Here is a 24612-nt window from a genome sequence, read left to right as displayed (position 1 = left end):
GCCAATGAAGCCCGCCGTGCCAGAGCCTTCGCCACCCCCCGAGGGGGCAGCGGGAAACGGGGCAGTGACGCTCCCACCCGCACGTTCCGACGCGCCCGTCTCGCTCGTGGCGCGGAACAATGGGTTTATGAGCCAGTCAGACACCCAGGCACAGGTCCAGCACGCACAGCCCTCCGTGGGCTCCATCGCCGCGCACCGCCCGCACACCGTGGCCGCCGCGGTCTCCGACCTGGAACCCGACATCGATGCTGACCTCGACGCGTACGAGGAGGCGAAGGTTGAAGGGGCCCAGTTGCCGCAGGGTCGATTCCTCGACCGGGAGCGCAGCTGGCTCGCTTTCAACGAGCGTGTCCTCGAACTGGCCGAGGACCCCAATACGCCCCTCCTCGAACGGGCGAATTTCCTGGCGATCTTCGCCAGCAATCTGGACGAGTTCTTCATGGTCCGGGTCGCCGGTCTGAAGCGCCGTATCGCGACGGGTGTCGCCACCCGCTCGGCCTCCGGTCTCCAGCCCCGTGAAGTGCTGGAGATGATCTGGGCCCGCTCCCGCGAGCTCATGGCCCGGCACGCCGCCTGCTACCACGAGGACGTCGCTCCCGCCCTCGCGGAGGAGGGCATCCACCTGGTCCGCTGGAGCGAGCTGACCGAGAAGGAGCAGGCGCGCCTCTTCACGCTCTTCCGGCACCAGATCTTCCCGGTCCTCACTCCGCTGGCCGTGGACCCCGCGCACCCGTTCCCGTACATCTCCGGCCTGTCCCTGAACCTGGCCGTCGTCGTACGGAACCCGGTCAGCGGCCACAAGCACTTCGCCCGCGTGAAGGTGCCGCCGCTGCTGTCCCGCTTCCTGGAGGCCGCCCCGGGCCGGTACGTCCCGCTGGAGGACGTCATCGCGGCCCACCTGGAGGAGCTCTTCCCGGGCATGGAGGTCCTGGAGCACCACGCCTTCCGGCTCACCCGGAACGAGGACCTGGAGGTCGAGGAGGACGACGCGGAGAACCTGCTCCAGGCCCTGGAGAAGGAGCTCATGCGCCGCCGCTTCGGGCCGCCGGTGCGCCTGGAGGTCGAGGAGTCCATCGACCGCGAGGTCCTCGACCTGCTGGTGCGCGAGCTGAAGATCAGCGAGGCCGAGGTCTACCCGCTGCCGGGACCCCTGGACCTCACAGGCCTCTTCCGCATCCACGGCCTCGACCGTCCCGAGCTGAAGTACCCGAAGTTCGTCGCGGGCACCCATCGCGACCTGGCGGAGGTCGAGTCCGCGTCGGCGCCCGACATCTTCGCGGCCCTGCGCACCCGGGACGTGCTGCTGCACCACCCGTACGACTCCTTCTCGACGTCCGTACAGGCCTTCCTGGAGCAGGCGGCCTCCGACCCGGACGTCCTCGCGATCAAGCAGACCCTCTACCGGACCTCCGGCGACTCGCCGATAGTCGACGCGCTCATCGACGCCGCCGAGTCCGGCAAGCAGGTCCTCGTCCTGGTCGAGATCAAGGCCCGCTTCGACGAGCACGCCAACATCAAGTGGGCGCGCAAGCTGGAGGAGGCCGGCTGCCACGTCGTGTACGGCCTCGTCGGCCTGAAGACCCACTGCAAGCTGTCCCTGGTGGTCCGTCAGGAAGGCGACACGCTGCGGCGGTACAGCCACGTCGGTACCGGCAACTACCACCCGAAGACGGCCCGGCTGTACGAGGACCTGGGCGTACTGACGGCCGACCCGCAGGTCGGCGCCGACCTGTCCGACCTGTTCAACCGGCTGTCGGGCTACTCCCGCCGGGAGACCTACCGCCGTCTGCTGGTCGCGCCCAAGTCCCTGCGCGACGGCCTGATCTCGCGGATCAACAAGGAGGTCCAGCACCACCGTGCGGGCCGCCCGGCCTTCGTCCGCTTCAAGGTCAACTCGATCGTCGACGAGGCGCTCATCGACGCCCTCTACCGCGCGTCCCAGGCGGGTGTGCCGGTCGACGTGTGGGTGCGCGGCATATGCGCGGTGCGCCCGGGCGTCGCCGGCCTGTCCGAGAACATGCGCGTACGGTCCATCCTCGGCCGCTTCCTGGAGCACTCCAGAATCTTCGCCTTCGGCAACGGCGGCGAGCCCGAGGTCTGGATCGGCAGCGCCGACATGATGCACCGCAACCTCGACCGCCGGATCGAGGCTCTGGTCCGGGTCACCGACCCGGCCCACCGGGCGTCCCTGAACCGACTGCTCGAAACCGGCATGTCCGACTCCACCTCCTCCTGGCGCCTGGGCCCGGACGGCGAGTGGACCCGGCACGCGACCGACGCGGACGGACAGCCCCTGCGCAACATCCAGGAGATGCTCATAGACGCCCGGAGGCGCCGGCGTGGCACAGCAACACCTTGAACCGACGGACCCCACGGCCGGCGTGGTGACGGGTGACGCCCTCGGGGGCTACCTGCGCGCCCAGGCCACGGAGTTCCTCCGTGCGCTGCGGCTGCACCGGGAGACCGGCGCGGCCGCCGCCACGGAGGAGGCCGTCGACGCGGCGCGTGCCCTGCGCCGCTCGGCCCGCCGCATCAGCGGCAGCCTGCACACCTTCCGCCCGCTCCTCGACGCCGACTGGTCGGAGGAGATGCGCCCCGAGCTGGCCTGGCTCTCGGGGACGCTGGGGCTGGAGCACTCGTACGAGGCCCGACTGGAGCGGCTGCTGCTGGCCCTGCACCGGCTGTCGGGTTCGACGGTCTTTCCCGCGCAGGCCGTCGGCCCGGCGGGCCCGGCCGGGAACGGCCGGGGTGTGCCGCCCACGGCCGCCCCGGACCGCGGCAACCTCACCGTGGGCGCGGCGAAGGCCGGCGCCCTGCTGGACCGCCAGCTCACCCTCGCCCGGACCCGGGCCCACTCCACAGCCCTCCAGGCACTCGGCTCCTCCCGCTTCCACGCGGTCGCCGACAAGGTCGCCGTGCTCGCCAGCGAGGTCCCGCTCACCCCGGCCGCCCCCACCACCGATCTGCGCCCGCAGGCCGCCGCCGCCGAGGAACGGCTCATGGACGCGATCGCCGCCCTGCCGCTGATCACCGCCGGCCACCCGTACAACGCCGAGGCCCTGATCCACGGCCTGTCCCCGGATCCGTCCCCCCACCCCCAGGACGGCCCCTGGCACCAGGTCCGGCTGCTGCTGCGCCTGCACCGCTACGGCCGCGAGGTCCTCTGCGGCCCGGCCGCCCCCGTTGACGTGCGGCTCCTCGCGGCCGGACAGGCCCTGAACCGGCACCGCGACGCCTCGGAGGCGGCCGCGGCGGCGGCGCAGGCGGCCCGCACCCCGCGCATCGCCCCGGCGACGGCGTACGCCCTGGGCGTGCTCCACGCCGACCAGCGGCACGAGGTGGAGGCGGCGAGGTTCGCGTTCCAGCAGTCGTGGCAGAAACAGGCGGTCAGCGCGCCCTGACCCTCCCGAGGAGGCGGTGAGAGCACCGGTGACGCACACGAACGACACCATCGTCCGGGCCGCGGGCTGCGTTCTGTGGCGACGTTCCCCGGTGGACGGCGACCTGGAGGTCTGTCTCGTCCACCGGCCGAAGTACGACGACTGGTCCCACCCCAAGGGCAAGCTCAAACGGGGCGAGGACCCGATGGCCGGGGCGCTGCGCGAGGTGGCGGAGGAGACCGGCTACACCGCCGTCCTCGGAACCGAGCTGCCGACCCTGCGATATCTGGCCAACGGCCGCCCCAAACAGGTCCGCTACTGGGCGGCCGAAGCCGCCTCGGGTCGCTTCACCCCGAACAACGAGGTGGACCGCATCCTGTGGCTCTCCCCCGCCGCGGCCCGCAGCCGCCTGACCCAGCCCCGCGACCGGGACCTCGTCGACGTGCTGGTGCGGCAGCTCGAACACACGTAGCCCTCTGTACGGCCCGCGGATGTACGGCCCACGGACCGGTCTCAGCCGGCCGCCGAGTGCCCCTCGGCATCCGTGCGGGCCTGGCTTCTGGCGCGGCGGGCCGGACCGCGCCAGCCGCAGGTGCAGCGGGCCACGCAGAAGCGGCCCTGTTCATACGTCGCCGTGTGGTGTTCCTGCCCCTGCGGGGCCCGCTCCGGACCGTCCTGCTGCGTCACGCCGACAACGTTACCGAGGCCGGAGTAAAGCACTCCTATGCCCCCGGTAGGCCTTGGGCAGCGCGTGACGGTGCGCCCCTGCTCGTCGTTACCGGAACGACAGGGGGCCCGTCACGGACGTACCGGCTGGGGGTAGGCAGGCGATGGATCGGCGGCAGCGCAGGCGCTCGAGTGGGACGGTCGTCGCGGTGGGAATCTTGGCCGGGCTCGGCATGGCGTGCGGCACGGGGTGCTCCGTGAGCGGGGTCGCCGCCGAGGACGCGCGTGGCGCGGGAGACCCGGTCGGCACACTGCACCGCGCCGCCGACCTGCTGCGGGAAGCGGGCAGCTCGAAGGCCAGCACGTCCATGGAGATGGCCACCGGCGGCACCCGGGTCACCATCCGCGGCAAGGGCGTCTACGACTACCGCCGACAGCTCGGCCGGCTCGTCGTGCAGCTGCCGCAGGACCCGGCGGGGACGGCGGAGCACCGCCCGATCACCGAGCTCCTCGCCCCTGGCGCCCTGTTCATGAAGAACCGCGGGGCCGGCGTGCCCGCCGACAAGTGGGTCCGGGTGGAGACCGCCACGCTCTCCGACGGGAACCTCGTGACGGGCGGGGTGACGGACCCGTACGCGGCCGCGGAGCTGCTGCGCGGCACGCGCACGGCGACCTTCGTGGGGCGGACCGAGGTCGGCGGGACACCCGTGCGGCACTTCCGGGGCACCGCCGATCTCGGCAGGGCGGCCCGGACCGCCTCGGCGGGCAACCGGGCGGCCCTGGCCTCGGCGGCGAAAGGGTTCGCCACGGCCCGGGTGCCGTTCGACGCCTATCTCGACGACCAGGGCCGTATTCGTAAGCTGAGGCAGCGCTTCAGCTTCGTCAACGGGCAGCAGAAGGCCACCGTCGCGGTCGCCTCGACGACGCTGCTGTACGACTTCGGCGCCCTCGCGAACGTACGGCTGCCGTCCTCGAAGGACATCTACGCGGGCCGGATCGCAGAGAACCAGCCAGAGAACTAGCCGGTAACCATTCCGCGAACTAGCCCTTCCGTGCCATGCGCGATGTGTAGACCGCTGCCTACTCTAGGAAGTCGGTATCGGCAGAGATGAGGTGATGCACGTGGCTCCGGTCGGCGGTACGGCAGTTCAGGACCACGTGGCCCTCGCCGAGATCGAGCTGTGCGGAGACCTGATCATCGCGGCCTCGGCCGCCCACGAGGACCGGCTCAGCCTTGAGAGCATCGACGAGGTGCTGAAAGTGGTCCAGGAGCGTGACGCCTCCGGCGAGTAGGCCGGGTGTCCCACGGGGCGGACGGGGGACCGCCCGCCCCGTGACTCCTCAGGTCCGCGGCAGGACTCCTCAGGTGCGCAGCAGCCGCCCGATCGCCTGTGTCGCCTCTGCCACCTTCGCGTCGATCTCACTGCCGCCCTTGACCGCCGCATCGGCGACGCAGTGCCGCAGGTGCTCCTCCAGGAGCTGCAGCGCGAAGGACTGGAGCGCCTTCGTGGACGCGGACACCTGCGTGAGTATGTCGATGCAGTAGACGTCCTCGTCGACCATGCGCTGGAGCCCACGGATCTGCCCCTCGATCCGGCGCAGCCGCTTGAGGTGCTCGTCCTTCTGTTTGTGATAGCCGTGCGTGGCGCCCTCGTGCGCATCCTCGGAGGGCGCCGTGGCGCCGGCCTCGGTGGTCGTCATCGCGTCCTCCAGACATATACCCCTAGTGGGTATATCGTAACGAACTTTGCTGGGTATAGGGCCCTTGGTACGCCCCCGTGATGATCGATCTGTCCGATGGGCGACACTGGAGGACGGCCCGATAGCCGTGGCCGGATGTTGCACCTAGCATCAGCCTGACCGAAACCGAAGCACCCCGAGGACCCCACGTGCGATTTCGTCTGACCCCCAGGGAGACGAGCTTCTATGACATGTTCGCCGCATCCGCGGACAACATCGTCACCGGCTCGAAACTCCTGATGGAACTGCTCGGGGCGGACGCTTCCGCCCGGGCCGAGATCGCAGAGCGGATGCGGGCAGCCGAACACGCGGGCGACGATGCCACGCACGCGATCTTCCACCAGCTGAACTCCTCGTTCATCACGCCGTTCGACCGCGAGGACATCTACTCTCTGGCGTCCTCCCTCGACGACATCATGGACTTCATGGAGGAGGCCGTCGACCTGGTCGTCCTCTACAACATCGAGGAACTGCCGAAGGGCGTCGAGCAGCAGATCGAGGTGCTGGCACGGGCCGCCGACCTGACGGCCGAGGCCATGCCGAACCTGCGCACCATGGACAACCTCACCGAGTACTGGATCGAGGTCAACCGGCTGGAGAACCAGGCCGACCAGATCCACAGAAAGCTTCTAGCGCACCTCTTCAACGGCAAGTACGACGCGATCGAGGTCCTCAAGCTCAAGCAGATCGTGGATGTGCTGGAGGAAGCGGCGGACGCCTTCGAGCACGTGGCGAACACGGTGGAGACCATCGCCGTCAAGGAGTCCTGAGGCGTCGATGGACACCACCGTCCTGGTCGTGACCATCGCGGTCGCGCTCTTCTTCACCTATACGAACGGCTTCCACGACTCGGCGAACGCGATCGCGACGTCGGTGTCGACGCGGGCGCTGACGCCCCGGGCGGCGCTGGCGATGGCCGCGGTCATGAACCTCGCCGGTGCCTTCCTGGGCTCCGGCGTCGCCAAAACGGTCAGCGAGGGCCTGATCCAGACGCCCGAGGGCGGCAAGGGGATGGGCATCCTCATCGCGGCGCTGCTCGGTGCGATCACCTGGAACCTGATCACCTGGTACTTCGGCCTGCCGTCCTCCTCCTCGCACGCGCTGTTCGGCGGCCTGGTGGGCGCGGCGCTCGCGGGCGGCACGACCGTCCTCTGGAACGGGGTGCTCGACAAGGTCGTCATCCCGATGTTCCTGTCGCCGGTCGTGGGTCTGATCGTCGGCTACCTGGTCATGACGGCGATCATGTGGATCTTCCGGCGGGCCAATCCGCACAAGGCCAAGCGGGGCTTCCGGATAGCGCAGACCGTCTCGGCGGCGGCCATGGCGCTCGGACACGGCCTGCAGGACGCACAGAAGACGATGGGTGTCGTGGTGATGGCGCTGGTCATCTCCGGCCACGAGACCTACGGCGACCCGATCCCGGTGTGGGTGAAGATCGTCTGCGCGGTGATGCTGTCCCTCGGCACCTACGCGGGTGGCTGGCGCATCATGCGCACGCTGGGCCGGAAGATCATCGAGCTGGACCCGCCGCAGGGGTTCGCGGCGGAGACCACGGGGGCGTCGATCATGTTCACGACGGCGTTCCTCTTCAAGGCGCCGATCTCCACCACCCATGTGATCACCTCGGCCATCATGGGCGTCGGGGCGACGAAGCGGGTGAACGCGGTGCGGTGGGGGGTCGCCAAGAACATCGTCATGGGCTGGTTCATCACGATGCCGGCCGCTGCGGTGGTCGCTGCGCTGGCTTTCGGGGTCGTGAACCTGGTGTTCCTCTAGGAGCCGTAGCTGGGGGCTCCGCCCCCAGACCCCCGTTTCCCACTCCACCAACCCGTCGCGGTCGGCTGCGAAGCAACCCCGCACGCCCGCTTTCCAGCAGCCCCACCGAGCCCCGCGGCGCACACCTTTCCCCACCCCGCGGACTACCACCGCGCGCACCTTCCCAGCCCCACCGAGCCCCGCCACGCGCCTTTCCCTCCCCGCCGAGCCCCGCCACGCGCCTTTCCCGCGCCGCCGAGGGCCCGGTGCTCGCTTTTCAGCCAACCGAGTCGGGTGGCGGGTGGGCACAGGCCGGGGGTCCAGGGGGCGGAGCCCCCTGGTGGGGGTCCGGGGCGGAGGCCCAGGGGAACCTCGCCGGCGCGCAATACGAACGGGCCCGCCCCCGGGAGCCAGGGGCGGGCCCTTTTCGTCCTCGCGGTGGCACCGCCATGCAGCACCGCGAGGGGTTCTATACCGGCATCGGCTCAGCCGAAGCGGCCGGAGATGTAGTCCTCCGTGGCCTGGACCGACGGGTTGGAGAAGATGCGCTCCGTGTCGTCGATCTCGATCAGCCTGCCGGGCTGCCCGACGGCGGCGAGGTTGAAGAAGGCCGTGCGGTCGGAGACACGCGCCGCCTGCTGCATGTTGTGCGTCACGATGACGATCGTGAAGCGCTCCTTCAGCTCACCGATCAGGTCCTCGATGGCGAGGGTGGAGATCGGGTCGAGGGCCGAGCAGGGCTCGTCCATGAGCAGCACCTTCGGCTCCACCGCGATCGCGCGGGCGATGCACAGACGCTGCTGCTGACCACCGGACAGACCCGAGCCGGGCTTGTTCAGCCGGTCCTTGACCTCGTTCCAGAGGTTCGCGCCCTTGAGCGACTTCTCGACGATGTCGGCGAGCTCGCTCTTCTTGTAGTTGCCGTTCAGCCGCAGGCCCGCCGCCACGTTGTCGAAGATCGACATCGTGGGGAAGGGGTTCGGGCGCTGGAACACCATGCCCACCTCGCGGCGGACCGACACCGGGTCGATGCCGGCGCCGTACAGGTCCTCGTCGTCGAGCAGGACCTTGCCCTCGACGCGACCGCCGGGGGTGACCTCGTGCATACGGTTCAGCGTGCGCAGGAACGTCGACTTGCCACAGCCGGAGGGGCCGATGAAGGCCGTCACCGAGCGGGGCTCGACGGTCATCGAGATGTCTTCGATCGCCTTGTGGGAGCCGTAGTAGGCGGTGAGTCCGCTTACGTCGATTCGCTTGGCCATGTCTACTTCACTTCCAGAAATCAGTCGCTGAGGGCCGCAGTCAGCGACCGGTCTTCGGGGCCTTCCAGCGCGCGATCGCGCGGGCCGCCAGGTTGAGGATCATCACGAAGGCGATCAGCGTCAGCGAGGCCGCCCAGGCCCGGTCGTACGCCGCACCGGAACCCGCGCTGTTCGCGAACTGCTGATAGATGTACAGCGGCAGCGACGACTGCGCACCCTCGAAGGGGTTCGTGTTGATGAACGGGTTGCCGAACACGAGCAGCAGCACGGGCGCGGTCTCACCGGCGATACGGGCGACCGCCAGCATGATGCCGGTGGTGATGCCGCCGATGGAGGTCGGCAGGACCACCTTCAGGATGGTGCGCCACTTCGGGACGCCGAGCGCCAGGGACGCCTCGCGCAGCTCGTTCGGGACGAGCTTGAGCATCTCCTCGGTGGAGCGGACCACGACCGGCATCATCAGGATGGCCAGGGCGAGGGAGCCGGCGAAGCCGAAGGGCTGCATGTCCCCCATCAGCATGAGGCTGAGGATGAACAGACCGGCGACGATCGACGGGATACCGGTCATCACGTCGACGAAGAAGGTGACGGACTTGGCGAGGCCCCCGCGTCCGTACTCGACCAGGTAGATCGCGGTGAGCACACCGATCGGGGCGCCGATCAGGGTGGCCAGGCCGACCTGCTCCAGGCTGCCGATGATGGCGTGGTAGATGCCACCGCCCGGCTCGGTGTCGGCGACCACACCCATGGAGTGGGTCAGGAAGTAGATGTCCAGGACCTTGACGCCGCGCGCGACGGTCACCCAGATCAGGGAGACCAGCGGGATGACGGCGAGGACGAAGGCGACCCAGACGAGGCTGGTCGCGATGCGGTCCTTGGCCTGGCGGCGGCCCTCGACGCGGGCGGCGATGCCGTACGTGCCGAAGACGAAGAGGAGCGCGGCGATCAGACCCCACTGGATCTTGCTGTCCAGGCCCGCGGCCAGGCCGATGCCGATCCCGAGGACGATCGAGCCGCCAGCGATCGCCCAGGGCGACCACTTGGGGAGGCTGGCGCCGCGCAGCGTGCTGGGGCGCTTGTCGGTGACGACGGCTGCGTGGCTCATGCGTTGGCCCCCGAGTACTCCGCGCGACGGGCGATGATGATGCGGGCCGCGCCGTTGACCAGCAGGGTGATGACGAACAGGACCAGGCCGGAGGCGATGAGCGCGTCACGGCCGTCCTGCGTCGCCTCGCTGAACTTGCTGGCGATGTTCTGGGCGAAGGTGCCGCCGCCCGGGTTGAGCAGGCTGCCGTGGATGAGGAAGTCCGGGGAGAGCACGGTGGCGACGGCCATCGTCTCGCCGAGGGCGCGGCCGAGGCCGAGCATCGAGGCGGAGATCACGCCGGAGCGGCCGAAGGGCAGCACCGACATGCGGATGACCTCCCAGCGCGTGGCGCCGAGGGCCAGGGCCGCCTCTTCGTGCATCTGCGGGACCTGGCGGAAGACCTCGCGGCTCACGTTGGTGATGATCGGCAGGATCATGATCGCGAGCAGGATGCCGACCGTGAGCATCGAGCGCGGGGCGCCCTCGTCCCAGGTGAACAGGCCGGTCCAGCCGAAGTAGTCGTTGAGCCAGCCGTAGAGGCCGGTCATGTGCGGTACGAGGATCAGCGCGCCCCACAGGCCGTACACGATGGACGGCACCGCGGCCAGCAGGTCGATCACGTACGCGACGGGGCCGGCCAGCTTGCGCGGCGCGTAGTGCGTGATGAACAGCGCGATCGCGACGGCGACGGGCACCGCGATGAGCATGGCGATGACCGAGGAGACGATCGTGCCGAAGGCCAGCACCGCGATACCGAAGGTCGGCGGTGTGAGGTTGGTGTTCCACTCGAAGGTGGTGAGGAAGTTCCCGTGGTCCTTGCTGATGGCGAGGGAGGCACGGTAGGCGAGGAAGGCCGCGATGGCGGCCATGATCACCAACAGGAAGATGCCCGACCCACGGGAGAGACCGAGGAAGATCCGGTCACCGGGTCGGGTGGCACCACGGGTCGTGCGCTTCTGCGCGGCCGCGGTCGGCTGAGGGGTGGGGGGAGGCGCTTCTTCTGTGTTCTGTGTAGATATGTCCATCGGGTTCTCCGGTCTGCGGAGCCGTGTGAGGTGTACGGCTCCTGGCGGCGGTGCACCGGACGGTGCGGTCCGGTCCCGGTGTCCCGGGACCGGACCGCACACTCAGGTCAGCTCAGGCCCTCGATGGTGGTGCGGACCTTGGCGATGATGTCGTCGGGAACCGGCGCGTAGTCGATGCCCGACAGGACCTTCTGGCCGTCCTCGCTCGCGATGTAGCGCAGGAACGCCTTGGTCGCGGGGAGGGTGTCGGCCTTGTTGCCCTTGTCGCAGACGATCTCGTAGGTGACCAGGGTGAGCGGGTACGCACCCTCGGCCTTGGTCTTGTAGTCCAGCTGGAGCGACAGGTCCTTGCCCGTGCCGATCACCTTCGCGGCGGCGATGTCGGCGGTGGCGCTGTCGGTGCTGGGGGCGACCGGCTTGCTGGCACCCGTGTTGATGGACACGGCCTTCATGCCGTCCGTGACGTAGGACAGCTCGAAGTAACCGATGGCACCGGCGGTCTGCTTGACCTGCTGGGCAACACCCGCGGACTGCGGAGCAGCCTGGCCGCCCTTGGCCTGCCAGGCCTTGCCGCCGGAGTACTTCCAGTTGTCCGGGGTGGTGGCGATCAGGTACTTGGTGAAGTTGTCCGTGGTGCCGGACTCGTCCGAGCGGTGGAACGCCTGGATCTTGAGGTTGGGAAGCTTCGCGCCGGGGTTCAGCTTCTTGATCGCCGCGTCGTTCCAGTTCTTGATCTTGCTGTCGAAGATCTTGGCGAGGGTCGGCGCGTCCAGGACCAGGCTGTCGACACCCGGAACGTTGTAACCGAGGGCGATCGGGCCGCCGACCATCGGGAGGTCGATGCCCTGGCCGCCGGAGCAGACCTTCTTGGAGGCGGTGACCTCTTCGGGCTTCAGCGCCGAGTCGGAACCGGCGAAGGCGATCTGGCCCTGGTTGAACGCGGTGACGCCCGCGCCCGAGCCGCCGCCCTTGTAGTTGATCTGCACGCCACAGGCCTGGGAGAACTCCTTCACCCAGGCGTCGATCGCGTTCTTCTGCGCGGACGAGCCGTCGGCGAGCAGCTGACCCTTGGCGTTGTCGCACTTGATGGAGCTCGCGCTGGTGGAGGACGAGGAGTTGTCGCTCGACTTCTTGCCAGTGTCGTCCGAGCCGCACGCCGTCAGGGCCAGGGCGCCGGAGACGGCGACAGCACCGAGGGAAAGGGCGCGCAGCCGGTTCTTGCGCTGAAGCATCACTTTCGGGAGTTCCTTCCAAGAGCCGCCACCGACGGGCGGCGTGCGAGGTCGTTGTGGCACGCGAGCGCTTTTTGTCCGCACTCCGCACCGGGTAGGGCCGAAATTAGGCAGATCAGGTGAAGCGACCAATGGCCGGAAGTGAACGGCGGGTGAACCCCTGCCGTCGGCCCGGTTAGGTCACGGAATGCTCACGGGGAGGGCACGTCCCGGTTCCGACGAGCCGGTTACGTACGGTGGTGCACGCGACAGCCCGCCGCGGCAAGAACTGGGCGAGGCGCACGAGCTTTCGAACCCGGTGGAACCCTCAGTCCCACGGCTTCGTCTCGTACCAGGAAAGCCGACGAAAGGCACGGGTATGGAACGGCGTACGTTCATCTCAAGCGGCGCGGCCGCGATAGCAGCGGCCGCGGTTGCGGGGTGCAGCGGGAACGGCTCGACCGGCGGTTCCTCGGCTGGCACGGCCAATGTATCCGATTCGTCTGCTAAGTCCACAACCTCCCGCACGCCACTGAAGACGACCAACGCGGCCGCCGCCGCCAACTGGGCCGCCCTCGCCCGCGAGCTGGACGGCCCCCTGGTGCGCCCCTCAGACGCCTCCTGGACGACCGCCCACCAGCTCTACAACACCCGCTTCGACGGCCTGAAGCCCGCGGCGGTCGCCTACGTCTCCCACGCGGACGACATCCGTACGACGCTGGACTACGCGCGCGCCCACGGCATCCACGTGGCGATACGCAACGGCGGCCACTCCTACGCCGGCTGGTCCTCCGGCAACGGCCGCCTGATAGTCGACGTCTCCAAGCTGAACCGCATACGCGTGAGCGGCGGCCAGGCGGTCGTCGGCGCCGGCTCCAAGCTGATCGACGTCTACCGCGGGCTCACCGCGAAGGGCGTGACCATCCCGGCCGGCTCCTGCCCCACGGTCGGCGTCTCCGGCCTGGTCCTCGGCGGCGGCCACGGAGTCGTCTCCCGCGCCTACGGCCTGACCTGCGACAGCCTGACCCAGGCCACCCTGATCACGGCGGACGGCAAGCAGCTCACCGCGAACGCCACCACGAACAAGGACCTCTTCTGGGCCCTGCGCGGCGCCGGCAACGGAAACTTCGGCGTCGTCACCGAGCTGCAGTTCAACACCCACCCCGCGCCGCAGGCCGTCACCGGCTACCTCACCTGGCCGTGGGCGAAGGCGGCGGCGGTGATCAAGGCCTGGCAGGAGTGGGGCCCGGGCCAGCCCGACGAGATCTGGTCCGCCCTGCACGTGGACAACTCCGCGGGCGGCACCCCCACAGTCTCGGTGTCCGCGTTCTCCCTGGGTACCTACGGCGAGCTCCAGAACGCCGTGGACCGCCTGGCGCACCTGGTCGGCGCGGACGCGAGGAGCGTGTCGCTGCGCCGCCGGGGCTACGAGGAGGCGATGGAGATGTACGCGGGCTGCTCCTCCTTCTCCTCACAGGCCCAGTGCCACCTGCCGGGCTCGACCCCCGGCCGCTCCCCGCAGGGCGCGCTGGGCAGGGAGACGTACGCGGCCCGCTCGGACTTCTTCGACCGCTCGCTCTCGGCGGCCGGCATCCAGACACTCCTGAGGCAGATGCAGACGGTCCAGGGCGGCTCGGGCAGCATCGCCCTCACGGCCCTCGGCGGCGCGGTCAACCGGGTCTCCCCCACGGCGACGGCCTTCGTCCACCGCCGCTCCCGCATGCTGGCCCAGTACTACACCTCCTGGCGGGCGGGCACCTCGGGCAGCGCGGCCCAGGCCTGGCTGGCGACGGCCCACGACGCGATGAAGCCGTACGCCTCCGGAGCGGCGTACCAGAACTACACGGACCCGACGCTGAAGGACTGGCGGACGGCGTACTACGGGGACGCGGCGACGCGCCTGAAGCAGATCAAGACGAAGTACGACCCGAACCACTTCTTCAGCTACCCGCAGGGGCTGTAGTACCCGCGAGGGCTGCAGCCGTCGTCTTTCTCTTTTCCCTATCTCTCTTACGTGGTCAGGCCGCGAGGTCCCGCTCCTCGGACGCCACCGGCGTCCGGGATCCCGGGACCAGCGCGTCGCCGTCGGCACCGGCGGAGGACCGGCGCCGGATCAGCCACCCGGCCCGGGGCGACCCCTCGACCGCCTTCATCACCGGCGTGAGCAGGGCCATGGCCAGCGGCGACAGCAGCAGCACGACGGCCGTGCCGAGCGCGAACCCGCCGACGACGTCGGTCGGGTAGTGCACGCCCATGTACACCCGGCAGAAGCCCTCGAACAACGCCAGCCCGATCCCCGCGATCCCGAACCTCCGGTTGGCGATGAACAGCCCGACCCCGAGGGCCATGGTGATCGTCGCGTGGTCACTCACGAAGGAGTAGTCGGTCTTGCCGGTGACCAGGACCTCAAGCCCCTGGTGATCATGGATGGGCCGGGGCCGCTGGACGAACCCGCGGATGGGCACGTTGACGAGCACGGCGATGGCGGCCGCGAGCGGAGCCCACACGAGCGCCGCGACGGTCGACGGGGCATCGTCCCCGCTGACGGCCCGGCGCCGCACGGACCACCAGCACCACACCACGAGCAGCACCATGGCGAGCAGCAGGCCGTACTCGCCCACGAACTCCATGACGCGGTCGAACCAGCGCGGGGCGTCCTTGGCCAGTCCGTTGATGTCGTAGAGCAGGTCGACGTCGGGGTTCGATCCGGATTCGGCGAGTACAGCCATCGTGCTGCGGCCCCTTCGTCGTTGTTCCGGACGCACCTGGCGTGCGCCGCTCCTGCCACCCCCGTGGTCTGTAGATCCGCCTCGTCTGTGCTGACGTTCGCTCGGCTACGACAACAGGAACGCACGATCCCCGTTGATACGTTCCACACTCCACCGAATGATCACGCAGACGTTATCGAAGAGAGACTCATCGCCGCAGCTCAGGGGCTGGGTTCACACGCGGTTCACACTGTTGTGGGGAGCGCTTTCGCGCCATCTTCGGTGACGCGGGTGGCGCCGAAGTAGTCCGGGGTGTCGATCGGGTCGAACCGGATCACCGCGTTCGTTCTCGGCGCGTCGATCATATAACCGCCGCCCACGTAGATACCCACGTGCCGGATGGCCCGGGAGTCGGTGAGGTCGTCCGAGAAGAACACCAGATCGCCGGGGAGCAGTTGGTCCCGGGACGGATGCGGCCCGGCGTTGTACTGATCGTTCGCAACCCGGGGAAGCGTGACCCCGACACTCTCGTACGCGGCCTTGGTCAACCCCGAGCAGTCGAAGCGTCCACCCTGGTCAGCGGTACCGTTGCCACCCCAGAGGTACGGGGTGCCGAGCTTCTTCTGCGCGAAGTAGATGGCACCGGCGGCCTGCTCGGAGGGATCGACCCGACTCGCGGGCGCGGCGAAGCTCTTCTCCAGGGTGCGGATCGTCTTCACGTAGTTCTGGGTCTCACGGATGGCCGGAACCCCGCCCGCCTTTATGACGCGGTACGCACCCGCGTTGTAGGCGGCGAGCATGTTGTTCGAGGTGTCTCCGGGCACGTCCTTGACGTACTTCGCGAGCTCACAGTCGTACGACGCGGCCGATGGAATCGCGTCATTCGGATCCCAGATGTCGCGCTTGCCGTCGCCGTTGCCGTCGATGCCGTGCGTCGCCCAGGTGCTGGGGATGAACTGGGCGATGCCGCGCGCGTCGGCCTGGCTGACGACCCTCGGGTCCCAGCCGCTCTCCTGGTACAACTGAGCCGCGAGCATTGCGGGGTTCAGGGCGGAGCAGAGGTTGCCCCATCTCTGAACGAGCGTCTTGTAGGCGGCCGGCACCGCCCCCTTGGCAAGCCCGACGCTTCCGTTGCCGACGCCGTTGACGAGGTTCCCGGCGACGACGTACACGCCGATGACGAGCAGCATGACGAAACTCAGTCCGAGCCCGACTGCCGCCCCACCGGCCACCCATACCTTCCGCACGACTCAACCCTCCCCCATGCAGGCGCCGTTCAAGGCTATTTCGGCCGAGAGTGGCGTCATTTCACAGTGAAGCCGTCGCACATGACGCTCGTGTAGTCGTCGGGCGTGCGGATGTGATGCCACTCGACGGTCCAGTCCCCAGGGTCATTGGTGAGCGGGATGGAGCGGAACACCTTCCCGTTGACCCAGGACTGGAAGTCGTCCGGATAGGTGACGGACTTCCAGGCGGTCGGATCGGAGCCGTACATGTCGATGGGCTTGCTCAGGTATCCCACGTTCGCGTTGTCGCTGAGCAGACCGGCGACGGGCTTCCCGGTGTCGGGGTCGATGTCGTGGGGCGGCTTCACACTGACGGTCATGTAGTACGGCTCGTGCTTCCCAGTGGCGTACTTGTCGCGGAACTCGATCTTGAGCCTGTTGCCGAAAGAGCGGGATCCCGGCTGGTGGGACGGATCGTCGGGGTCGGAGAGTCCTATCTGGAACCCGGCGGTGGCATGCTCCTCGACGGGCAGCTGGCACGTTCCGGTGTTCGAGTGCCACAGGGTCCGGTCGAGCTTGTCCGCCGCATAGGTGGGTTCCCCCTTCGCGGACCCGGAGCCCTTCGAGGCGTGCGACGAGCTTCTCGGCGTCCCGCTGCCGCCCGCATCGGAGCCTTGACCGCCCTCCTCCTTCCCCTGGTCCGTCAGGACGAAGGCCGTGGCGACCCCGATCCCCACCACGGCGCCCGCCGCCACCGCGATCACCCAGGGCGCACCACGCCGCCGGGCGGGCAGGGTGGCCTGCGTGGGTGTGTAGGCGTAGGCGCCGTACGGTACCGGCCCTGCCGTCGGCAGGTCGTGCAGGCTCACCGGCCGCGGCGAAGGAATCTGCGGCACGGCTTCGCCCAGTGCTCCGAGTTCCCGGTAGAACGGATCCTCCACGAGCGCGGTGCGCACCCCGCACCGGGCGATCACCTCGGCGAGGCCGAGCCGGGCGGCCGGGTCCTTGGCCACGCAGGCCTCGATGAGGGCCGCCAATTCCGGCTCCACGCCCGCAAGGTCGATGGACTCGTGCACGGCGCGGTAACTGACACCGGCGGGATCGCCCACGCCGAAGGGCGGTCGTCCGGTCGCCGCGTACCCAAGGGTGGCACCCAGGGCAAACACGTCCGCCGCGGGCCCGACCTCGTTGCGCAGCAGCACCTCGGGAGCCGTGAAGCCGGGCGTGCCGGGTGCGACCCGGGCCTCGGTGAGCGCGGTCTGCCCCGCGCCCCGGGCGATCCCGAAATCGATGAGCTGTGGCCCTTGTCCCGCGAGGATCACGTTCTGCGGCTTGAGGTCCCGGTGCGTGACGCCGTGCGCATGCACCGCCGCAAGCCCCTCCGCGAGCGCGGCGAAGAGCCCCCGACATGTGTCGGCCGGCAGCGGCCCCCGCCCCGCGACGGCCTTGCTGAGGGTCGGCCCAGCGACATACTCGGTGGCCAGCCAATACGGCGCCGCGTCCAACGAGGCGTCAATGAGGTTGGCGGTGTACGCACTCCGCACCGCCCGCGCAGTCGCCACCTCACGCCGGAACCGCGCCAACGCCTCCGGATGATCGGTGATCTCATCCCGGATCACCTTGACGGCGACGAGCCGCCCACCGGGTGAGCGCCCGAGGTAGACCTGCCCCATCCCGCCCGCACCGAGCCGTGCGAGCAGCGTGTGCGTGCCTATGTGCGCAGGGTCCTGAGGTTTGAGTGCGTCCACTGAACTGACCATGCCATAGAGAGCAGTTCGCTGGGGCTGGCAGCCGGTGTTGCTCAGCAGTCTGCTTCAAGTGGCCGTAGGGGCCGCCCGCTTCTTTGCCAGTGTCGTGCTTCCGCGAGGCGAGTAAAGGGCGCTCCGCTGTCGCTCCGCGTCGCCTTCGGCGATGGCCCTCCGGGCCACCCTTGACACGCCTCGCTCCAGCACGGGTTAGAAGCGAGCGAGCGGCCCGGAAGGACGGGGGCCCAGCCGGGGTTTGCGGGCAACGGTCGGCTGCGTCCGGGGCCGGAGTCGGCGGTACGCGACCGCGCCTCGCCAGCACGCCGGGTGGGCTAAGCGGCGATCGGCTGGTGGATGGGGCGCGACAGCGGGGTGGCGGCACGCCGGGTGGGCTTGGCGGCCTGCGGGTGGTGGGTGGGCGCAGTCGCGCCTGGCCTGCACGCCGGGCCGGTTTAGCGGCTTGCGGCGGGTGGTTGGTGGGGCGCGGCAGCGGGGTGGCGGCACGCCGGGTCGGCTTAGCGGCTTGCGGGTGGTGGGGAGTGGGGAGTGGGGAGTGGGGCAGCGCGGCGGCTCGGTCGCGGCACGCCGGGAGAGCTCGGCGACTGACGGCCCGGGGGGGGCGGACGCGGAGTGGGGGCACGCCGGTCGGTTTGGCGACACGCGGGTGATGGACGGGGCGCAGGGCGGGAGCGGCGGTGGGTGGAGGGGCTGTGGCTCTGTTTCCCCCGTTGGCTGGCCGACGGGCGGGGGCGAGAGGGGTAATTGGACGCTTTGGGACACCCGGGAGCCGTGCGACCTGGTCTTTTGGGGGTCAGGTGGGCCCAAATCGGCCAATTGCCTCAGAGGGCGTGGCCTGTGTGGCCCATGTGACTGGCGGGGTGCCGCCCTGGTCCGGCTCCCGACTCCCGACTCCCGACTCCCGCAGGGAGATTGGTGCGGCCGATGTGACCGGCGAGGCATTGCGTCCGGACCCAGGGCCGCGCCCCCTTCCTCTCCCTTCCCTTCCCCCAGGCACCGACCACCGCCCGCAAACCCGCAAACCGCCAAACCCACCCGGCGTGCCACCACCCGGCCGACGCGCCCCACCCACCCGCCATCCGCAAGCCGCTAACCGGCCCGGCGTGCAGGCGAGGCGCCCATGCGCCGCCCCCGCCACCCACCGGCCGCAAGCCGCCAAGCCCACCTGACGTGCCGCCACCCCGCTCCCGCGCCCCCCACCCACCACCAACCGCAAGCCGCCAAACCCACCCGGCGTGCAGGCGAGACGCGGCCGCGCCCCACCCACCAACCGATCGCCGCTTAGCCCACCCGGCGTGCAGGCGAGGCGCGACCGCGCCCCCTCCACCCCGGCCCGGAACGCAGCCCACCCCAGGGCCCGGCCCACCCAAGCCGGCCACTTTCTTCCGGCCGCCCGCTCGCTTCTCGCCCGGGCTGGAGCGGCCCGAGTCAAGGGTGGCCCGCAGGGCCATCGCCGCAGGCGACGCGACCGGAGGGAGCGCCCTTTACTCGGGGCGCGGAAGCACGACACTGGCAAAGAAGCGGGCGGCCCCACGGTCACGCCTCCGACAGGCGGAAGGGCAGCCCACCTCGTCAGGGCTCGCCCACCGCATCCCTGTACAGCTCGGCCGCCTCCGCCCCCAGTACCACGCTGTACGAGGTGTCGTCCGTGTCCCCGCCCTGCTCGTGCCCGCCGAGCACACCCACGACCTCGTGGTCCCCGTTCACCCACGGGCTGCCGCTGGTCCCGCCGCTGAAGCCGGGGCAGTCGATCCGCTGCTGCGTACTGCTGTGGGCCGACGGCTTGTTGGTGCAGCTGATGGGAACCTCGTGGGAGTCGGGATAGCCGGTGACGGTCACGGCCGTGGCCCCGGTCGCCACCCCCGTGGCGAAGTGGTTGCCACCCACGACGTCCTCGATCTGCTTCCCGTCCAGTTCGTCCACGTAAGCGAAGGCGATGTCGCTGTCCTCGTGCTGCCCGTTGGACCAACCGTCAGGAAGGAACCGTATCCCCACCTTCCACACCCCGTACGGCGCCTGCCCGTCCCGATACCCCGGCACGAACACCAGATCGGAGTCGTCGTCCGTGTCCACACAGTGCGCCGCGGTCACGATGAGGTTCCCCTGCGGGCTGTGCACGACGGATGCGCTGCAGAAGTGGTTCCCGGTGAGGTCGTCGGCCTTGTCCGCGCTGAACAGCGCCCCGACCCGCACGCTGTGCGCGGTGGCGACGGCCACGGCGGTGACCCCGAGCGGGCCCGGCCCGTCGTCTGCCGCGGCGACGGAGGCCGAGGTGGCGGCCAGCAACACCATCGCGCCACCGAGCAGCACGGGTCGCGGGGTACCTGAGATGCGTGAGCTGCGCTTCATCAGGCCTCACTCTGTCCCATGAAGGTGAGAATCACTCCTCGACATCACTGAGATTTTTCTAGGAACCGTTCGACTGCGCCTCCGCTACCGGCATTCGGCCCACAGCAGCTTTCCGCCCTTCGCCGCTCCCACGCCCCAGGAGTCGGCGCAGGCCCGCACAAGGTGCAGTCCGCGTCCGCCTTCGGCGTCGTCCGGCGGTACGGGTTCCGCGTCCGCGGTGAAGCCGGGCGGGACCCGGGGGTCGGTGTCCCAGACCGCGACCCGGAGGCCACCCGGTTCCGCCGAGAGGAGGCGGAGGGCGTAGGGGCCGGCGGTGTGGAGGTGGGCGTTGGTGAGGAGTTCGGCGGCTACGAGTTCGGCGGTGGGAGTGAGGGCGGAGAGGTCGTGGGCGGCGAGGACCGTACGGAGGGTCGCTCGGGCGATCCCCGGTGCGCGTGGATCGTGGGGGAGTTGGAGGGTGTACGTCCAGGGTGGGGCTACGGTGGGCATCGGAATTCTCCGATCACTGTGGGGAGTTGGTCAGCGTCCCAGTGGCCTGCCGTCCCGTCGGACGGTGCGCTTCTGGGGGATGCGGCGCCGAACTCAAAGTAGCCGCGTGGCATATATTCTTCATCCCACTCGGAGCAATACTTACTGGGATCCACCTGTGTGGGTGACAGTCAGCACGGAGGAGCGACGGGCATGCCCGTGAGGACCAATCCGACGGCGCGACAACTCCGCTTCGGGGCCGAGCTGCGCAGACTGCGCGAGCGGGCCGGCCTGACATCGACGGAGGCAGCTCGGCTCCTCGGCATCAAGCAGGCACAGGTCAGCAACATGGAGACAGGGCGCCTCGCGGTGAGCGCGGACCGCGTACGCACACTGGCCTGTCAGTACGACTGCCCGGACAAGGCGCTCGTCGAAGCGATCGCCGGGATGACCGGCGATCGCAAGCGCGGCTGGTGGGAGGAGTACCGGGACATCCTGCCGTCGGGGCTGCTGGATCTGGCCGAGCTGGAACACCACGGCACCGCGCTGCGCACCGCCCACACGTCGGGCATCCCCGGCCTGCTCCAGACCCTGGATCACGCCCGTGAGGTGTTCCGCCAGGTCGTGCCCGAGCTGTCACCGCCCGAGGTGGAGCACCGTACCTCGTTCCGCATCAAGCGCCAGGCCGTGCTGTTCCAGAACCGCGCCCCGGTCCCATATCGCGCGATCATCCACGAAGCCGCCCTGCGCATGCGGTTCGGCGGACGCGATGTGGCCAGGCGCCAGCTGAATCACCTGCTCAAGATGAGCGAACACCCCAACATCTCCGTCCATGTCATCCCGTTCGACGCGGGCGGTTACCCCGGAGCGGGACAGCCCATCTACTACGTCCACGGGACCGTGCCGCAGCTCGACACCGTCCAGCTCGACCAGTCGCACGGCATCGCCCTGCTGGACGCCGGGGCCCAGCTCGACAAGTACCGCACAGTGCTCGACCGCCTCACGGCTCTCAGCCTGATCGAGGTGGAGTCACGAGCTCTCATCCACAGCATCGTCCAGTCCCTCTGAGAGGCAGACATGATCACCACCCCCGGTTGGCAGAGGTCGTCCTTCTGCGGCGAAGGCGAGTCCTGCATCCACGTCGCCACAACCCCCGAATCGATGCGCATAACCGAAAGCGCCGACCCCACGAATTCCATACTCACCACCACCCCCACCGCCTTCGCCGCCCTCCTCCGCACCCTCAGGACGGAGTCCCCCCATGCCTGAAATCCCCTCCGGCCTCACCTGGGAGCGCGCAGCCCCGCCCGATGCCACCGGTCCCGGGCCCTGGATCGAGATCGCCTTCGGCGAGGGGGACGACGGGGAGGCCCCCGTCTACATCCGCGAGACCAGCGACCCGGACAACGTGGTCACCACCAACCGCCGCAAATGGGACGCCTTCGTGCTCGGCGTACAGGCAGGGGAGTTCGACCACTTCGTGGAGGGCTTCGAGGACTCCTGACCGGAGCGGCGGGAGCCCCGCTCAGAACGTCGTCGTCATCCCGCCGTCGACCGCGATGGTCTGCCCGGTGATGAAGGACGCCGCGTCGCTCGCCAGGAAGACGACGATGCCCGCTATCTCGGCCGGACGGCCCCAGCGGCCGAGGGCGGTGCGGGTGTGCAGCCAGCGGCCCCACTCGGGGTCGTCCGCCGACCCGGCGTTGACGTCCGTCGCGAACGTGCCCGGTGCCACCGAGTTGACCGTCGTACCGCTGGGACCGAGGTCGGCGGCGAGGGCGCGGGTCAGGCCGTCCAGGCCGGCCTTCGCGGTGGCGTAGGCGACGTCACCGGTGCGGCCGAGCCGGCCGACGGCCGAGGAGACGTTGATGATGCGGCCGGGGGTGCCGCGCTCGGACAGGCCCCGGGCGACGGTCTGGCTCAGGGCGTACGCCGAGGTCAGGTGGTCGTCGCGGTGGCCCACGTTGTTGACCAGGACGTCGATGTCGCCGAGGGCGTTCACCGCCTCGTGGGCGGCCTGGCGGTCGGTGACGTCGAAGGCGGCGGCCAGCGCGTCGACGCCGTCGTCCCGCAGCCGCGCGGTCACGGCGTCGAGGGAGGCGGGGTCGGACCCGTTGAGGATCACGCGGGCGCCGGCCTGGGCCAGTCCGCGGGCCATCTCCAGACCCAGGCCGCCTACCGCGCCGGTGACCAGGGCCGTACGACCGCCGAGTGCGAAGTCCGCGGCACAGCCGCACATCCGGCCACCTCCCTGAAACGGTTGATCCCGCTCACGGTAACCGCCGCCCGGTCACCCCGGTCCGGCCGCCCCTGTCACACCGCCTCGGCGATCTTGAGGCCCCACCTGACCCCCGTCAGATCCTCGGACAGCGTCCACAGCCGTCGCGCCGCCGCGGTATCGCTCGCCGCCGGGATGCGGCCCACCAGGGTCGGCGCGCCCCGCATCTCGCCCAGGCCGTCCGGGCCGACGTAGCTGGCGCCGGGGAGGTCCTGGCTCGCCGCGTAGAGGGTGGGGAGGGCGCCCCCCTTGTCGTCCTGGGCCAGGATCCGGTTGCCGACAGCCATGACGGCGCGGGCGACCGGGTTCGCTGTGTGGCTCTGCAGATTGGTGGCCGCCCAGCCGGGGTGGGCCGCGAGGGCGCGGACGGGTGAGCCGGACGCGGTCAGACGGCGCTGGAGCTCCAGGGTGAACAGGAGGTTCGCCAGCTTGGACTGGGAGTAGGCGCGCTGCGGGGTGTAGCGGCCCGTGAGGTTGGTGTCGTCGAAGCTGATCCTGCGGTCGCCCATGCGGTGAGCGCCGGAGGAGACCGTCACCACCCGGTCCCTGACGTGGGGCAGCAGCAGGTTCGTCAGGGCGAAGTGGCCGAGGTGGTTCGTGCCGAACTGCATCTCGAAGCCGTCCTTGGTCCGCTGCTCCGGGAGCATCATCACGCCCGCGTTGTTGATCAGCAGGTCGATCGGGCCCCGCCATGCCTCGGCGAACTCCCGTACGGAGGCGAGGTCCGCCAGGTCCAGGTGCCGCACCTCCGTGCTGCCGGTCACCTTCGCGGCGGCGGCCCGGCCGCGTCCGAGGTCGCGTACGGCGAACACCACGTGGGCGCCCGCGCGGGCCAGCGCGTCGGCGGCGGCGAAACCGATGCCGCTGTTGGCGCCGGTGATGACGGCCGTGTGACCGGAGAGGTCGGGGAGGCGGGTCGCGTTCCATGTGCGCGCCTTGAGCGCGTCCTTGTTGTCAGCCATGCCTTCAATGTAGGCAGCGCCTACAATGCTGTCAATGACAACAATGGTGACGCCGACAACAATGATGTTGTCGCCTACATGCCGATACGATGGCCCGCATGCCCGAGAGCCGCCCCTACCACCACGGAGACCTGCGCGCCGCCCTCCTCGAGGCCGCCGAGCGCACCCTGCGCGACCGGGGCGCCGGCGCGCTGTCCCTGCGCGAGCTGGCCCGCGAGATCGGGGTGAGCCACGCCGCCCCGGGCCGGCACTTCAAGGACAAGCAGGCGCTGCTCGACGCCCTGGCTCTGGCCGGGTACGAGCGGCTGGCCGGGGCGCTGGAGTCCGCGGACGAACCCGCGCTCCCACTGGAGCCGCGACTGACCGCGCTGGCGAAGGCGTACGTCGGATTCGCCGTCGAGAACGCCGCGCTGCTGGAGCTGATGTTCACGCGCAAGCACGATCCCGAGGCCTCCGCGCAGCTCGCCGCCGAGGTGGACCGCTCCGTCGGGTCCTTCATGCGGCTGATCGCGGACGCGCAGGCGCGGGGGGAGATCGTCGCGGGCGACCCGGAGCGCATCACCCTCGTCGCGGCCGCGAGCATGCACGGACTCGCCACCTTCGCCGCCAACGAATCGATCCCGGCGCAGCAGGTCCTGGCCGGCCTGGACGAGCACGTGCACCATCTGCTGCACGGCCTCAGGCCCCGCTGAGCCCGGGCCTCAGGCACGCAGAGCCGACCCTCAAGCACGC

25 protein-coding genes are annotated in these 24612 nt (G+C 69.9%); 12 read left to right on the top strand and 13 right to left on the bottom strand.

The genetic code is table 11. The annotated features are described in order from the left end of the window. Nucleotides 1-4: 4 nt before the first annotated feature. The 3 genes from ACIPSA_RS14950 to ACIPSA_RS14940 are packed head-to-tail and all read left to right on the top strand — an operon-like array spanning nt 5 to nt 3852. On the top strand, nt 5-2359 hold the full coding sequence (locus ACIPSA_RS14950) for an RNA degradosome polyphosphate kinase (protein WP_402633909.1): 2355 nt from the start codon (nt 5-7) through the stop codon (nt 2357-2359). After that, entirely contained in the window at nt 2340-3401 is a 1062-nt protein-coding gene (locus ACIPSA_RS14945; protein ID WP_402633906.1) for a CHAD domain-containing protein, read from the top strand. The genes ACIPSA_RS14950 and ACIPSA_RS14945 overlap by 20 nt, the downstream gene beginning before the upstream one ends. Nucleotides 3402-3429: 28 nt before the next feature. Beyond that, entirely contained in the window at nt 3430-3852 is a 423-nt protein-coding gene (locus tag ACIPSA_RS14940; RefSeq protein WP_402633904.1) for an NUDIX hydrolase, read from the top strand. A 41-nt stretch (nt 3853-3893) separates the two neighbouring features. Here ACIPSA_RS14940 and ACIPSA_RS14935 read toward each other — a convergent pair whose 3' ends face one another. Beyond that, nucleotides 3894-4067, bottom strand: a complete 174-nt coding sequence (locus tag ACIPSA_RS14935) for a hypothetical protein (protein ID WP_402633901.1) — start codon at nt 4065-4067, stop codon at nt 3894-3896. 143 nt (nt 4068-4210) lie between these two features. Here ACIPSA_RS14935 and ACIPSA_RS14930 point away from each other — a divergent pair, with 143 nt between their 5' ends. Continuing rightward, nucleotides 4211-5068, top strand: coding sequence for a hypothetical protein (locus ACIPSA_RS14930; RefSeq protein WP_402633898.1), 858 nt, complete (start codon nt 4211-4213; stop codon nt 5066-5068). A gap of 94 nt (nt 5069-5162) precedes the next feature. Then, nucleotides 5163-5339: a hypothetical protein gene (locus ACIPSA_RS14925; protein WP_402633895.1), complete on the top strand. Its 177-nt coding sequence runs from the start codon at nt 5163-5165 to the stop codon at nt 5337-5339. Between the two features lie 69 nt (nt 5340-5408). On the opposite strand, the gene ACIPSA_RS14920 is transcribed toward ACIPSA_RS14925, so the two are convergent. Then, the gene (locus ACIPSA_RS14920) at nt 5409-5747 is read right to left on the bottom strand and encodes a metal-sensitive transcriptional regulator (RefSeq protein WP_402633892.1); all 339 of its coding nucleotides are present in this window, start codon (nt 5745-5747) and stop codon (nt 5409-5411) included. A 188-nt stretch (nt 5748-5935) separates the two neighbouring features. On the opposite strand from ACIPSA_RS14920, the gene ACIPSA_RS14915 reads away from it, so the two are divergent. Next, complete coding sequence (locus ACIPSA_RS14915) at nt 5936-6556, top strand: DUF47 domain-containing protein (protein ID WP_402633889.1); 621 nt, start codon at nt 5936-5938, stop codon at nt 6554-6556. 7 nt (nt 6557-6563) lie between these two features. After that, nucleotides 6564-7562: an anion permease gene (locus tag ACIPSA_RS14910; protein ID WP_402633886.1), complete on the top strand. Its 999-nt coding sequence runs from the start codon at nt 6564-6566 to the stop codon at nt 7560-7562. Nucleotides 7563-8026: 464 nt separating this feature from the next. On the opposite strand, the gene pstB is transcribed toward ACIPSA_RS14910, so the two are convergent. The 4 genes from pstB to pstS form a co-directional block, all read right to left on the bottom strand. Then, nucleotides 8027-8803, bottom strand: a complete 777-nt coding sequence (gene pstB, locus ACIPSA_RS14905) for a phosphate ABC transporter ATP-binding protein PstB (RefSeq protein ID WP_402633883.1) — start codon at nt 8801-8803, stop codon at nt 8027-8029. A 40-nt stretch (nt 8804-8843) separates the two neighbouring features. Next, a complete protein-coding gene (gene pstA / locus ACIPSA_RS14900) occupies nt 8844-9908 on the bottom strand; it encodes a phosphate ABC transporter permease PstA (protein WP_402633881.1) in 1065 nt (354 codons plus the stop codon). Continuing rightward, nucleotides 9905-10915, bottom strand: a complete 1011-nt coding sequence (gene pstC, locus ACIPSA_RS14895; protein ID WP_402633878.1) for a phosphate ABC transporter permease subunit PstC — start codon at nt 10913-10915, stop codon at nt 9905-9907. Before pstC ends, pstA begins: the two co-directional genes overlap by 4 nt. A 107-nt stretch (nt 10916-11022) precedes the next feature. Then, nucleotides 11023-12150, bottom strand: coding sequence for a phosphate ABC transporter substrate-binding protein PstS (pstS, locus tag ACIPSA_RS14890; protein WP_402633875.1), 1128 nt, complete (start codon nt 12148-12150; stop codon nt 11023-11025). A gap of 355 nt (nt 12151-12505) precedes the next feature. Between pstS and ACIPSA_RS14885 the strand changes: the two genes are divergently transcribed. Then, entirely contained in the window at nt 12506-14089 is a 1584-nt protein-coding gene (locus ACIPSA_RS14885) for an FAD-binding oxidoreductase (RefSeq protein ID WP_402633873.1), read from the top strand. A gap of 55 nt (nt 14090-14144) precedes the next feature. On the opposite strand, the gene ACIPSA_RS14880 is transcribed toward ACIPSA_RS14885, so the two are convergent. The 5 genes from ACIPSA_RS14880 to ACIPSA_RS14860 form a co-directional block, all read right to left on the bottom strand. Next, on the bottom strand, nt 14145-14855 hold the full coding sequence (locus ACIPSA_RS14880; protein ID WP_402633870.1) for a phosphatase PAP2 family protein: 711 nt from the start codon (nt 14853-14855) through the stop codon (nt 14145-14147). A 224-nt stretch (nt 14856-15079) separates the two neighbouring features. After that, a complete protein-coding gene (locus ACIPSA_RS14875; RefSeq protein WP_402633867.1) occupies nt 15080-16081 on the bottom strand; it encodes an NlpC/P60 family protein in 1002 nt (333 codons plus the stop codon). A gap of 56 nt (nt 16082-16137) precedes the next feature. Further along, entirely contained in the window at nt 16138-17808 is a 1671-nt protein-coding gene (locus ACIPSA_RS14870; RefSeq protein WP_402633865.1) for a serine/threonine-protein kinase, read from the bottom strand. Nucleotides 17809-19395: 1587 nt separating this feature from the next. Next, nucleotides 19396-20172, bottom strand: coding sequence for a trypsin-like serine peptidase (locus ACIPSA_RS14865; RefSeq protein WP_402633862.1), 777 nt, complete (start codon nt 20170-20172; stop codon nt 19396-19398). 84 nt (nt 20173-20256) lie between these two features. Further along, complete coding sequence (locus ACIPSA_RS14860; protein ID WP_402633860.1) at nt 20257-20661, bottom strand: ATP-binding protein; 405 nt, start codon at nt 20659-20661, stop codon at nt 20257-20259. A 192-nt stretch (nt 20662-20853) separates the two neighbouring features. On the opposite strand from ACIPSA_RS14860, the gene ACIPSA_RS14855 reads away from it, so the two are divergent. From ACIPSA_RS14855 to ACIPSA_RS14845, 3 genes are read left to right on the top strand one after another with little or no spacing between them, the layout of a single operon-like run. Continuing rightward, nucleotides 20854-21708 carry a helix-turn-helix domain-containing protein gene (locus tag ACIPSA_RS14855; protein ID WP_402633857.1) on the top strand — a complete coding sequence of 285 codons (855 nt, stop codon included), beginning with the start codon at nt 20854-20856 and terminating at the stop codon, nt 21706-21708. Between the two features lie 9 nt (nt 21709-21717). Further along, nucleotides 21718-21909, top strand: coding sequence for a DUF397 domain-containing protein (locus tag ACIPSA_RS14850; protein ID WP_402633854.1), 192 nt, complete (start codon nt 21718-21720; stop codon nt 21907-21909). Then, the gene (locus tag ACIPSA_RS14845; RefSeq protein WP_402633852.1) at nt 21902-22144 is read left to right on the top strand and encodes a DUF397 domain-containing protein; all 243 of its coding nucleotides are present in this window, start codon (nt 21902-21904) and stop codon (nt 22142-22144) included. Before ACIPSA_RS14850 ends, ACIPSA_RS14845 begins: the two co-directional genes overlap by 8 nt. A gap of 21 nt (nt 22145-22165) precedes the next feature. Here the strand turns inward: ACIPSA_RS14845 and ACIPSA_RS14840 are convergent, their stop codons facing one another. Together ACIPSA_RS14840 and ACIPSA_RS14835 are read right to left on the bottom strand one after the other, a co-directional pair. Further along, nucleotides 22166-22879, bottom strand: coding sequence for an SDR family oxidoreductase (locus ACIPSA_RS14840; RefSeq protein ID WP_402633850.1), 714 nt, complete (start codon nt 22877-22879; stop codon nt 22166-22168). A gap of 74 nt (nt 22880-22953) precedes the next feature. Next, the gene (locus ACIPSA_RS14835) at nt 22954-23880 is read right to left on the bottom strand and encodes an oxidoreductase (protein ID WP_402633847.1); all 927 of its coding nucleotides are present in this window, start codon (nt 23878-23880) and stop codon (nt 22954-22956) included. A gap of 89 nt (nt 23881-23969) precedes the next feature. On the opposite strand from ACIPSA_RS14835, the gene ACIPSA_RS14830 reads away from it, so the two are divergent. Further along, nucleotides 23970-24572 (top strand): TetR/AcrR family transcriptional regulator, encoded by a 603-nt coding sequence (locus ACIPSA_RS14830; protein ID WP_402633845.1) that lies wholly within the window; start codon nt 23970-23972, stop codon nt 24570-24572. Nucleotides 24573-24612 lie beyond the last annotated feature (40 nt).

The sequence above is a fragment of the Streptomyces sp. NPDC086549 genome (assembly GCF_044746205.1).
In the GTDB taxonomy this organism is placed as follows: domain Bacteria; phylum Actinomycetota; class Actinomycetes; order Streptomycetales; family Streptomycetaceae; genus Streptomyces.
This window is presented reverse-complemented; position numbering and strand designations above follow the sequence as displayed.

Coding starts and splice junctions, on each gene's coding strand:
- ACIPSA_RS14950 (WP_402633909.1), top strand. CDS start 5: ATGAAGCCCGCCGTGCCAGAGCCTTCGCCACCCCCCGAGGGGGCAGCG.
- ACIPSA_RS14930 (WP_402633898.1), top strand. CDS start 4,211: ATGGATCGGCGGCAGCGCAGGCGCTCGAGTGGGACGGTCGTCGCGGTG.
- ACIPSA_RS14925 (WP_402633895.1), top strand. CDS start 5,163: ATGCACGTGGCTCCGGTCGGCGGTACGGCAGTTCAGGACCACGTGGCC.
- ACIPSA_RS14920 (WP_402633892.1), bottom strand. CDS start 5,747: ATGACGACCACCGAGGCCGGCGCCACGGCGCCCTCCGAGGATGCGCAC.
- ACIPSA_RS14910 (WP_402633886.1), top strand. CDS start 6,564: ATGGACACCACCGTCCTGGTCGTGACCATCGCGGTCGCGCTCTTCTTC.
- pstB (WP_402633883.1), bottom strand. CDS start 8,803: ATGGCCAAGCGAATCGACGTAAGCGGACTCACCGCCTACTACGGCTCC.
- pstA (WP_402633881.1), bottom strand. CDS start 9,908: ATGAGCCACGCAGCCGTCGTCACCGACAAGCGCCCCAGCACGCTGCGC.
- pstC (WP_402633878.1), bottom strand. CDS start 10,915: ATGGACATATCTACACAGAACACAGAAGAAGCGCCTCCCCCCACCCCT.
- ACIPSA_RS14885 (WP_402633873.1), top strand. CDS start 12,506: ATGGAACGGCGTACGTTCATCTCAAGCGGCGCGGCCGCGATAGCAGCG.
- ACIPSA_RS14880 (WP_402633870.1), bottom strand. CDS start 14,855: ATGGCTGTACTCGCCGAATCCGGATCGAACCCCGACGTCGACCTGCTC.
- ACIPSA_RS14865 (WP_402633862.1), bottom strand. CDS start 20,172: ATGAAGCGCAGCTCACGCATCTCAGGTACCCCGCGACCCGTGCTGCTC.
- ACIPSA_RS14860 (WP_402633860.1), bottom strand. CDS start 20,661: ATGCCCACCGTAGCCCCACCCTGGACGTACACCCTCCAACTCCCCCAC.
- ACIPSA_RS14855 (WP_402633857.1), top strand. CDS start 20,854: ATGCCCGTGAGGACCAATCCGACGGCGCGACAACTCCGCTTCGGGGCC.
- ACIPSA_RS14850 (WP_402633854.1), top strand. CDS start 21,718: ATGATCACCACCCCCGGTTGGCAGAGGTCGTCCTTCTGCGGCGAAGGC.
- ACIPSA_RS14845 (WP_402633852.1), top strand. CDS start 21,902: ATGCCTGAAATCCCCTCCGGCCTCACCTGGGAGCGCGCAGCCCCGCCC.
- ACIPSA_RS14840 (WP_402633850.1), bottom strand. CDS start 22,879: ATGTGCGGCTGTGCCGCGGACTTCGCACTCGGCGGTCGTACGGCCCTG.
- ACIPSA_RS14835 (WP_402633847.1), bottom strand. CDS start 23,880: ATGGCTGACAACAAGGACGCGCTCAAGGCGCGCACATGGAACGCGACC.
- ACIPSA_RS14830 (WP_402633845.1), top strand. CDS start 23,970: ATGGCCCGCATGCCCGAGAGCCGCCCCTACCACCACGGAGACCTGCGC.